Here is a 7611-nt window from a genome sequence, read left to right as displayed (position 1 = left end):
GATCGCAATGCGCGCCGACAAGACCGACCAGAGCTTCACTTCAATGATCTATCTGGCCGCGGCCGCGATAAACTCCAGATGAATCCCAACAGACCCTAGGAGACCAACGAAAAAGCCCCGGACGATGCCGGGGCTTTGACGTATGAAAGGTTAGACCAGATCAGTACCTGCCGATGCCCGGGCCGCTCCAGTTGAAGCGATAGACCAGCGAGGTCGAGATCGTCTGGTTCCAGCTGTTGGCGCGGATGTCGTGCCCGCCCACGAACGGGAGGTTGGTGACGTTGTCGAGCTCGCTCTGAGTCTTGCGCTCGTAGAAGGCCGAACGGTATTCGGTCTTCATGAACCAGCCGGGCGAGTTGATGCCGAAGAAGTTCAGGCTGTTCTCGACGCCGCCGCCGACAAACCAGCCGTTGCGGTTGTAGCCATTGAGATGGACGCCAGCATCAACACCGGCGAGGTCCATAAAGTTTGTGCGGCCGAAGTGAGCACCCGAGTAACCGCCGTTGACGTAGGTGAGGACGTTCGGGGCCGCGAGCCAACCGAGACGGACACCTGCGGCCCAGGAGGTTTCCAGCTTCTGGTTACCGGTGATGTCGAAAATCGGGTCCTGAATGGTGGAACGGATGCTGCCGAACTGACCGTCAGCGAACACACCGGCGACCCAAGTGCCGTTGAACTGCCAATCGTAGCCCGCGCCGACCGTGCCGAACCAGCCGGAACCGCCTTGACGCTGATCGATCGTCAGCGGGGTGCCCGTGGCGGTGTCATTAATGTGCTGGTCGGCATTCGAGAGGCCGCCACCGCCGCCGCCGAAGATGTAGAAGCCGGTCCAGTTGGCGACGGGCGCCGGCATCGGGGCCTTCACGTAGGGACGGGCAGCAAGGTCAGCGGCCGAGGCCGAACCGGTCATCGCGGCTAATGCAGTCAGAGCAAGCAAAGTCTTTTTCATTTCTAAGGTCCCCAATTTAATCGGCGTGCGGTTCGTTGACGGGCATCCTACCTAGAACCGACAGGAATGCTGTATCTTGGACGACACACTGAGCGATAAACGAAGGCAAATGGTGCCCGATAATAAAGCTCTCCTGGTCAGCTTATTTCGCGACAACCCCGACGCGATCGCCGCGTATCTGACTGATAAGTTTGCGGAAAACGACTTAGAGGCGGCGACGACAGGGCTGAGCCAGGTCATGCAGGCGCAGAATGTTCGGATGCTTGCACGGGACGCCGGTCTGAGACGGGACAGGTTGTACAGCACGTTCGGCGGCCGAATCGACCCTCAAATCAGCCGGATTTTGAAGCTCTATGACGCGCTGAATGTTCAGGCCGCGATCGCGCCTGCAGGCGGTGGTATGGATTTAGCGCTGCAGCCTGACAGTGCCGAACCGCTCACCAATCGGCTGACCAAGGCCTTCGTTGGCAACCATGCCGAGGAGGCCATTCTTGCGTTGAAAGAAGTCGTGTTGGGTCAGAATGTCTCAGCGCTGGCGCGAGCGTCGGGCATCCAGCGGAGAACGATTTACAAGACGTTCGGAGGCAAGGTGGATCCTCACTTGAGCCGGGTATTGGCACTTTTCGCAGCTTTGAGAGTACGGTTGGTCGTGGTTGCACTTCCGCATAAGCCAAGAACATCGCGACCGAAGCTGGGCCGTCCGCCTAAGCTGCCTGCGGGCGGCTCCCGAGCGTAGTGCCTCGACGCGGAGCCGGTCCCAAATCACACGCCTGCCGTTTTCGCCTGCCGGGTCTGCGGTGGCTGCGGAGGCGGCACAGCCCCCGCTATCTATCGGGTCAAGGCGCTCGCTCTCGTCGGAGCAGAGGCGCGGTACGCGCGATGACGAAATTGCGCTGAGCCGGCCGGAATGCGGGAGCACTGCGGATGCGTCGCTCGACTTCTTCGACCTGAAGTCGAAGGTTTTCCAATTTTGAGAGTTCGGAAGAGAGTTCGTTGAATCGTTGGGCGAGAAGGGTCCCGCGAGAATTCTGCATGAATACCCCCAACACAAAAGCCACTGAAAAAAACGCCTCAAAGTAAACAGTAACGGCGGGCGCACTCGCATCAAAGAATGTGAATGTTCGTGCTGCCAAGCCAAGGCCGGCGCCTATGAGGAATTCTAGTCCAATTCCCGACAGACGCTTTGTGAACTAGCGCACATTTGGCGCCGGAAAGGCGCGCACTATGACCAATGATAGGGCCGCCCGGCTGTACGCAAACCCGCCCGACCGCAGATCTACCGCGCGCCTTCAGTTAAAGGATACCAATGTCCAACGACCTCGTCGTTATTCCGACTGAGGAGCGTCAGCGCGCAATCGTTAGTCGCTCGTTACTCAACTGCCACGTTTGGGGGTCGCTGAAATAGTCCGCCGATTTCGGCGAGCGATGGCGCAGAAGGAACGAGACGCCGCAAAGAGTTCCTTTTCTCCACACGACGCGGCAGATAAAGATTGCGGAATGGCCGTTGAACGACAGTACAAATTCATTCGCAAACACGTAGTAGGGTGTGGAGATGCAGGCCCCAAGGGCGTTGATATCGCGCACCATACATGGATGTGTCCCACGAATTCCACCAAATGACAGCTGCGCCGCCCGGTTAATCGTTATGCGCTCCATTGCACGACGTTCGATCATGGCGAGATGCTCCAAGATGAGGAGGTAACTTTCGAATCGAAGCGATCGCTGCGATTGCGATTCGCCCTTTACGAAGTCAGTTTTCCGGTCCCGCCGAAGCCCGAAAAACGGCCATACTCACACGTTGAGCCGGTGGGGCCCACGCTAACAAGCAGTGTTGTTCTCCAATTAGAATTGATCGGAATTAGTGGTTAATTCGAGCACGCACTGGGTTGGAGGCAAGACTCTGCTCACGTCAATCGACGCCTACGCGGCGCGTGGTGCATCAATATGCGAATGACCACGCTGGCGCGGCGATCCAGCCAGAACACGACACCGATTGGAAGACGTTTCGCCGCGAGCTTAAAGGCAGGCGGAAGTGGTGGAGGTGAGGGGCATCGAAGGCGCGTCGGGTGTCGGGTGGTCCAAGGCGCGGGCGCGTCTCGCGACCAGCCTTTCTTTAGTCAAACTTCGAGCACTAGTTTTGGTTTTTGAAAAATGGAGAAGTTAAGTGGCTATAGGCACCGTCAAATGGTTCAACCCGACGAAGGGATACGGGTTCATTCAACCGGATTCTGGCAGCAAGGATGTTTTTGTTCATATCTCCGCAGTTGAGAAGGCTGGTTACACCTCGCTCGCAGAGGGAGCTAAGGTCAGCTTCGACGTTGTGAACAATCGCGGAAAAGACTCGGCGGAAAATCTACGGATAGGTTGACGCAGCAGCCAGTCGCTACGAGTGGTCGCTAGTCATTGCTTGCTGTTGGCACTCGCCGCCCGCTCGACGGCCAGTTGATCAGTTCGGGTGCCGCGGGTGGTATTTTGAAGGACCAAACCTTTACCCGTGCTTTTTCGGAAGCCCTTTGTCCACGCGCGAGCGCCGAGACCACAACATGGGTCTCTTTAACGACAACGACGCTGATGGCATCAAAAGGTAGGCGATTGCTTGCGACGTCGCCGGGGGACTACCCTGATCTCCAATCCCATGGCCGTGAGCACACCAAGAACAGTCGAAAAGTTTGGAAGCCGTTCGTTCCCGAAGGCTCGATAAATGCTCGTTCGTTGCAGACCGGCTTCTCTTGCGACTTGTGAAATGTTGAAGTTGTCTAGCGCCTTCCCAATGGCCCTGCAGATCGTGCGAGCTTCGGCCGACTCGAATGCCTCTCCAGCAATTCGGCATAGTGTTCGGCCATGCGGGGGTCTGACGGGATATTTTCAAGCATTCCATCGTATAGTTCGGTCATCGGCTGCTCGTCTTGGTTCGTCACTGCGGATGGCGCGCCTCATGCGCGTGATGAAGGGCTTATACGGTGATGAAGCTCTGACACTAGTTCGAAGAGAGTGGTCAGTTCTCTAAGAGAATGATCAGTTACCGCCAACAGCGTCAAGCCCGCGATGATGGCCGGCACGTCGCGCATTGCCTTTCGAGTGTCATATGTCACGGTGCCGTTGCTGTAGTCTGTCGTGGTGTACATCTGATGATGACCGAGGGAGTTTGGATGGCAACGCTCCGACAACCGGTTGTAGTGGTTCAACGCGCCGGGCAAAAGCTTGTCCAGCTTTTCGATGTGTGTGAGCACATTCACCGTTTTGAACTCAGGGGACTGCTTCAGCCATTCCTCGTCGCGGCTTGAAAAGATCCTGTTCATCGTCAGTTCGTCCAGGCCCTTCAGATCCCTGGCCTCGAGCAGCTGCGAAACGCGGATTTGAAAGTCGACAAGCAAGGCCACAGTTTCAACGAGTGCTCGGATGGACAGAAAGGCCGGTAGCGGCATCGCCGCATTCCATGAATGGGCCGTCCCTTCGGCAAGCGCCACGATCCTATAGAGGACCGCCTCGGCAAAAGTTTCGATTTTCCATGCGATCTTTGATCTGGCCAAGGAACCAACCACTACGATCGTCGATCGGCGCTGTCCCGCAAGCCTTACAATGTCGTCATTGATCGAAGTCAACGCCTCTGCGTCGGCCGACGCAGCATCCGGCGGAATCTTCGAAGCCCTTCGCAACCGCGTGCTCGAAGCTGAGCAAAGAAGGATTGGCACGCCGCACCGACGGCGGAGAGGATCAGTCAGAAGAACAGCTAAAGTTCGCGGGCGCCTCTAACCTTCCGCGCTCCACAGACGACTAGTTGCCAGCTTCCCCTTGTAGGCCCAAGCTATAGACAATTCGTGAGTCGGGGGATTCATGGAACGAAAGCCCTTTGAGAGCATGTCGGTTAAAGAGCTGTGGCGACTCCACACGCTCGTCAATGACGTTCTTGCCGTGAGGCTCGTGGCCAAGAAGGAAGAGCTGGAGCGACGGCTCGGGTTTCTCAACCGAGACGACAAGCCGCTCAATTCATAAGGTCGTCTGGATTGTCGCGGCCGCCATTCGCTCTGACTAGCCTCTGTGCTAACAGTTGCAGCCGCCGCGCCGATCGTGCGGAACGTCGCGGCGTCGGTCGCAGGAGCAGTCTCTGGCCGTTCCTGCGACCTTAACTTTCGAGGCTCCGGCGCTCAAATCCGCAATTGGATTCGGCAGCCGGGAGCATTTGGGGGCTGGAATGCGATCCGTGCCATGTTCCCCCTTTAACGACAATGGGTAGATCGGCGGACTCCGGTAGTTGTACCGACTCCATTTTCGGAACGGGGTGTTCTACTGTGAGAACACCGGCGAGATTTAAGTACCAAAACCGATTTCAAGGTGTCCGGGAATGCCGCAGTGGGGGCTGGAACCACGCTGCGGCTTTTCCCGTGGGCTAGGCGCAACCTGAGGCTGCCTGTTTTTGGTCACGGTCCCGAATAACCAGCCCGTCGATCCTCTTGGGCTTGCTCCTACGCTTAGCGGTCCGATAGGAGCGCGCGCGGGTTCGATCGTGTCGGTAACGGCGGTAGGGACGCCTTCTTACCCGTCCCGGCGGTGAATAACGCCAAGTCGCGACGGATGTTGTGAGGGATAGTTCCCTGGCTAACCAATCCATTGCGCGAAGGCGCGTCCGCTGGTTCGGCTTATTCGGTCTCGCTGTTTGCGGAAACGTTGCAACCGACCGTAGACGACCTGCTGCGTGCGACCTAACCGCTCGCCGAGCTCGGTTGCAGTCATGCCCTCATCCGGTAGCGCAAGCAGTTGCGCTTCTTCTTCAGGCGACCACGGACGTATCTCTTTGTCGATTGTTGGACATCGATTTCATGCCAGCAAAAGGGCTGCGAACCATCATCGTACAGCAAGATGGTAAATGATGAGTTCTGCCACCGATGGACTGGCGACGGGGGAGTTGAGGGCAGGCGGCGCTGAGGGAAGTGAGGGGCCTCGCCAAGACGCGGCGGGTCTTAGGATGAGCGGGCGCGGGCGCGTGTCGCGACCAGCCTTTCTTTAGTCAAACTTCGAGGACTAGTTTTGGTTTTTAAGAATGGAGAAGTTAAGTGGCTATAGGCACCGTCAAATGGTTTAACCCGACGAAGGGGTACGGGTTCATTCAGCCGGATTCGGGCAGCAAGGACGTCTTCGTTCACATCTCAGCGGTTGAGAAGGCTGGTTACACCTCGCTCGCAGAGGGAGCCAAGGTCAGCTTCGACGTGGTGAACAATCGCGGTAAAGACTCGGCGGAAAATCTAAGAATCGGCTGATACACCCAAGCGGGTTGGCGGCGTTTGCCACGTCCGGAAGGTCGGTAGGACGCCTCGGCACAACGAGACGCGTGGCTGATGATCAACAGTTGTCCACGCGCGATTTCCGAAACTCAACTGGGCCATCTATGAGTCGGCTCTTACGAGCGTTGACATCAGCGGCGCTAGCATCTTGATCGAGCAAACCATCGATCGCATCTGCCGCCAACTCGCCGGCCTGATCACTTTGTATCGTATAACCGTCGAGCCAATCCTGTTCTGTCGCTAAGGCGGACCAAGCCCGCGCCATCCGCTTGTAACGGAGTGCCGCCTGCGCATTCGTCGACCCCTCAGCGAGTTGCAGGCAGTTCTCGGCATTTTCGCGAAATTTATCGGACGTTTTGACCATGGGAGACAACGGGCTTCCGGTGAGATCGTTCCGACGGATTACGTCGAACCGTCACCGTCCAAATCACATTCATTAGGGAAGTAAATTGTCCAACGACCTCGTCGTTCAGCTAGGCGCAAAGCTGGACCAATTCGCCAGCGTTTCGGGTCTGCGGTGGCTGCGAAGGCGCTTTCCACTTAGGGCGTCAGCGCAGCCGTCTGATCTTCTTTTTGCGCTTAGCAGTCGCCTTCTTAATCTGCTCTCGCAAGCGAAGGATTTCTGCCCATCGAGCCGCGGTCTCCGGGTCGAATGGTGCCCATGTCGGCTTGTCTTTTTGACGGTTGCGCTTCGCCATGTTTGCAGCCTAGCGGCTGCAACCGGCGCTCGCGCGATCATTCCGTCGTTAAGCTTGATGGGCGCGCGCCGGGTTAATTCTGGAACCGCACGCGCGGAGGTCATTCGACGATGACGATTACCGCTGATGCCCCAGACCAATTCCCAAGTACAGCGCCTTCTGGCGTAGCGAGCCCTCGGTTCGCTTCGTCATCTTGGCTATTTTTACGACAGGCGTCCGTGCTTTGGAGTGCGCCTTCAGGTCCTTGATATCGTCACGCGTCCATTCGCGACGAACAGTCTTCTTTTTCTTCTTGGCCAAGGCGGGCGCTCCTTCAATCGTTGGGCGCGCGGTTTAACACACGGTGCGGTGTACGCAACCCGACATCCCCGTTCGTTTAGAAATACAAATGATCCAACTCAACAACCTCCCGCCTGACATGACCGAACACACCAAAACGAGTATCGTCGATTATGCGTCGATCACAGCAAGAACGCCATCAACGAAAGCCTGGCATTCAGCATGGGTCTTGAAGGTGCCTTTGAGCTGCACCCGGTTCCGAAGACACCAAGTTAGGTGTTTTATGGAGCAGGAGGTGCGTCATGGAGAGAAGGCAGTTTACGCGGGAGTTCAAGCTTGAGGCCGTGCGGCTGATCAAGCAGCGCGGCGTGTCGTATGCGCAGGCGTCCAAAGACCTTGGTATTCA

12 protein-coding genes are annotated in these 7611 nt (G+C 57.2%); 5 read left to right on the top strand and 7 right to left on the bottom strand.

Features of this window, described 5'->3' with window-relative positions; all coding sequences use genetic code 11:
- Window positions 1-160 precede the first annotated feature (160 nt).
- The gene (locus IVA74_RS10230; protein ID WP_247342418.1) at window positions 161-949 is read right to left on the bottom strand and encodes an outer membrane beta-barrel protein; all 789 of its coding nucleotides are present in this window, start codon (window positions 947-949) and stop codon (window positions 161-163) included.
- 76 nt (window positions 950-1025) lie between these two features.
- Between IVA74_RS10230 and IVA74_RS10225 the strand changes: the two genes are divergently transcribed.
- Entirely contained in the window at window positions 1026-1685 is a 660-nt protein-coding gene (locus IVA74_RS10225; protein ID WP_247342416.1) for a transcriptional regulator, read from the top strand.
- A 608-nt stretch (window positions 1686-2293) separates the two neighbouring features.
- Here the strand turns inward: IVA74_RS10225 and IVA74_RS10220 are convergent.
- Window positions 2294-2623, bottom strand: coding sequence for a PilZ domain-containing protein (locus tag IVA74_RS10220; RefSeq protein ID WP_247342414.1), 330 nt, complete (start codon window positions 2621-2623; stop codon window positions 2294-2296).
- A gap of 490 nt (window positions 2624-3113) precedes the next feature.
- On the opposite strand from IVA74_RS10220, the gene IVA74_RS10215 reads away from it, so the two are divergent.
- Window positions 3114-3317, top strand: coding sequence for a cold-shock protein (locus IVA74_RS10215; protein ID WP_247342407.1), 204 nt, complete (start codon window positions 3114-3116; stop codon window positions 3315-3317).
- A gap of 209 nt (window positions 3318-3526) precedes the next feature.
- On the opposite strand, the gene IVA74_RS41135 is transcribed toward IVA74_RS10215, so the two are convergent.
- Both IVA74_RS41135 and IVA74_RS10210 read right to left on the bottom strand, forming a co-directional pair.
- Window positions 3527-3772, bottom strand: a complete 246-nt coding sequence (locus IVA74_RS41135; RefSeq protein ID WP_346730933.1) for a putative addiction module antidote protein — start codon at window positions 3770-3772, stop codon at window positions 3527-3529.
- A gap of 110 nt (window positions 3773-3882) precedes the next feature.
- Window positions 3883-4551: a hypothetical protein gene (locus IVA74_RS10210; protein WP_247342412.1), complete on the bottom strand. Its 669-nt coding sequence runs from the start codon at window positions 4549-4551 to the stop codon at window positions 3883-3885.
- 232 nt (window positions 4552-4783) lie between these two features.
- On the opposite strand from IVA74_RS10210, the gene IVA74_RS10205 reads away from it, so the two are divergent.
- Window positions 4784-4942, top strand: coding sequence for a hypothetical protein (locus IVA74_RS10205; protein WP_247342409.1), 159 nt, complete (start codon window positions 4784-4786; stop codon window positions 4940-4942).
- A gap of 1058 nt (window positions 4943-6000) precedes the next feature.
- Window positions 6001-6204 (top strand): cold-shock protein, encoded by a 204-nt coding sequence (locus tag IVA74_RS10200; RefSeq protein ID WP_247342407.1) that lies wholly within the window; start codon window positions 6001-6003, stop codon window positions 6202-6204.
- Between the two features lie 82 nt (window positions 6205-6286).
- On the opposite strand, the gene IVA74_RS10195 is transcribed toward IVA74_RS10200, so the two are convergent.
- From IVA74_RS10195 to IVA74_RS10185, 3 genes are all read right to left on the bottom strand, one after another.
- The gene (locus IVA74_RS10195) at window positions 6287-6592 is read right to left on the bottom strand and encodes a hypothetical protein (RefSeq protein WP_247342421.1); all 306 of its coding nucleotides are present in this window, start codon (window positions 6590-6592) and stop codon (window positions 6287-6289) included.
- Between the two features lie 184 nt (window positions 6593-6776).
- Window positions 6777-6926, bottom strand: coding sequence for a hypothetical protein (locus IVA74_RS10190; protein ID WP_247342404.1), 150 nt, complete (start codon window positions 6924-6926; stop codon window positions 6777-6779).
- Between the two features lie 117 nt (window positions 6927-7043).
- Window positions 7044-7226, bottom strand: a complete 183-nt coding sequence (locus IVA74_RS10185; protein ID WP_247342401.1) for a hypothetical protein — start codon at window positions 7224-7226, stop codon at window positions 7044-7046.
- Window positions 7227-7507: 281 nt separating this feature from the next.
- Here IVA74_RS10185 and IVA74_RS10180 point away from each other — a divergent pair.
- Window positions 7508-7611 (top strand): transposase (locus IVA74_RS10180; protein WP_247340152.1); only part of this gene is annotated, 104 nt, incomplete at its 3' end.

Origin of the sequence: Bradyrhizobium sp. 132 (assembly GCF_023074185.1) — a bacterium.
Taxonomy (GTDB): domain Bacteria; phylum Pseudomonadota; class Alphaproteobacteria; order Rhizobiales; family Xanthobacteraceae; genus Bradyrhizobium.
The sequence above is the reverse complement of the archived record's forward strand: the minus strand, read 5'-3'. Positions and strand labels throughout refer to the sequence as shown.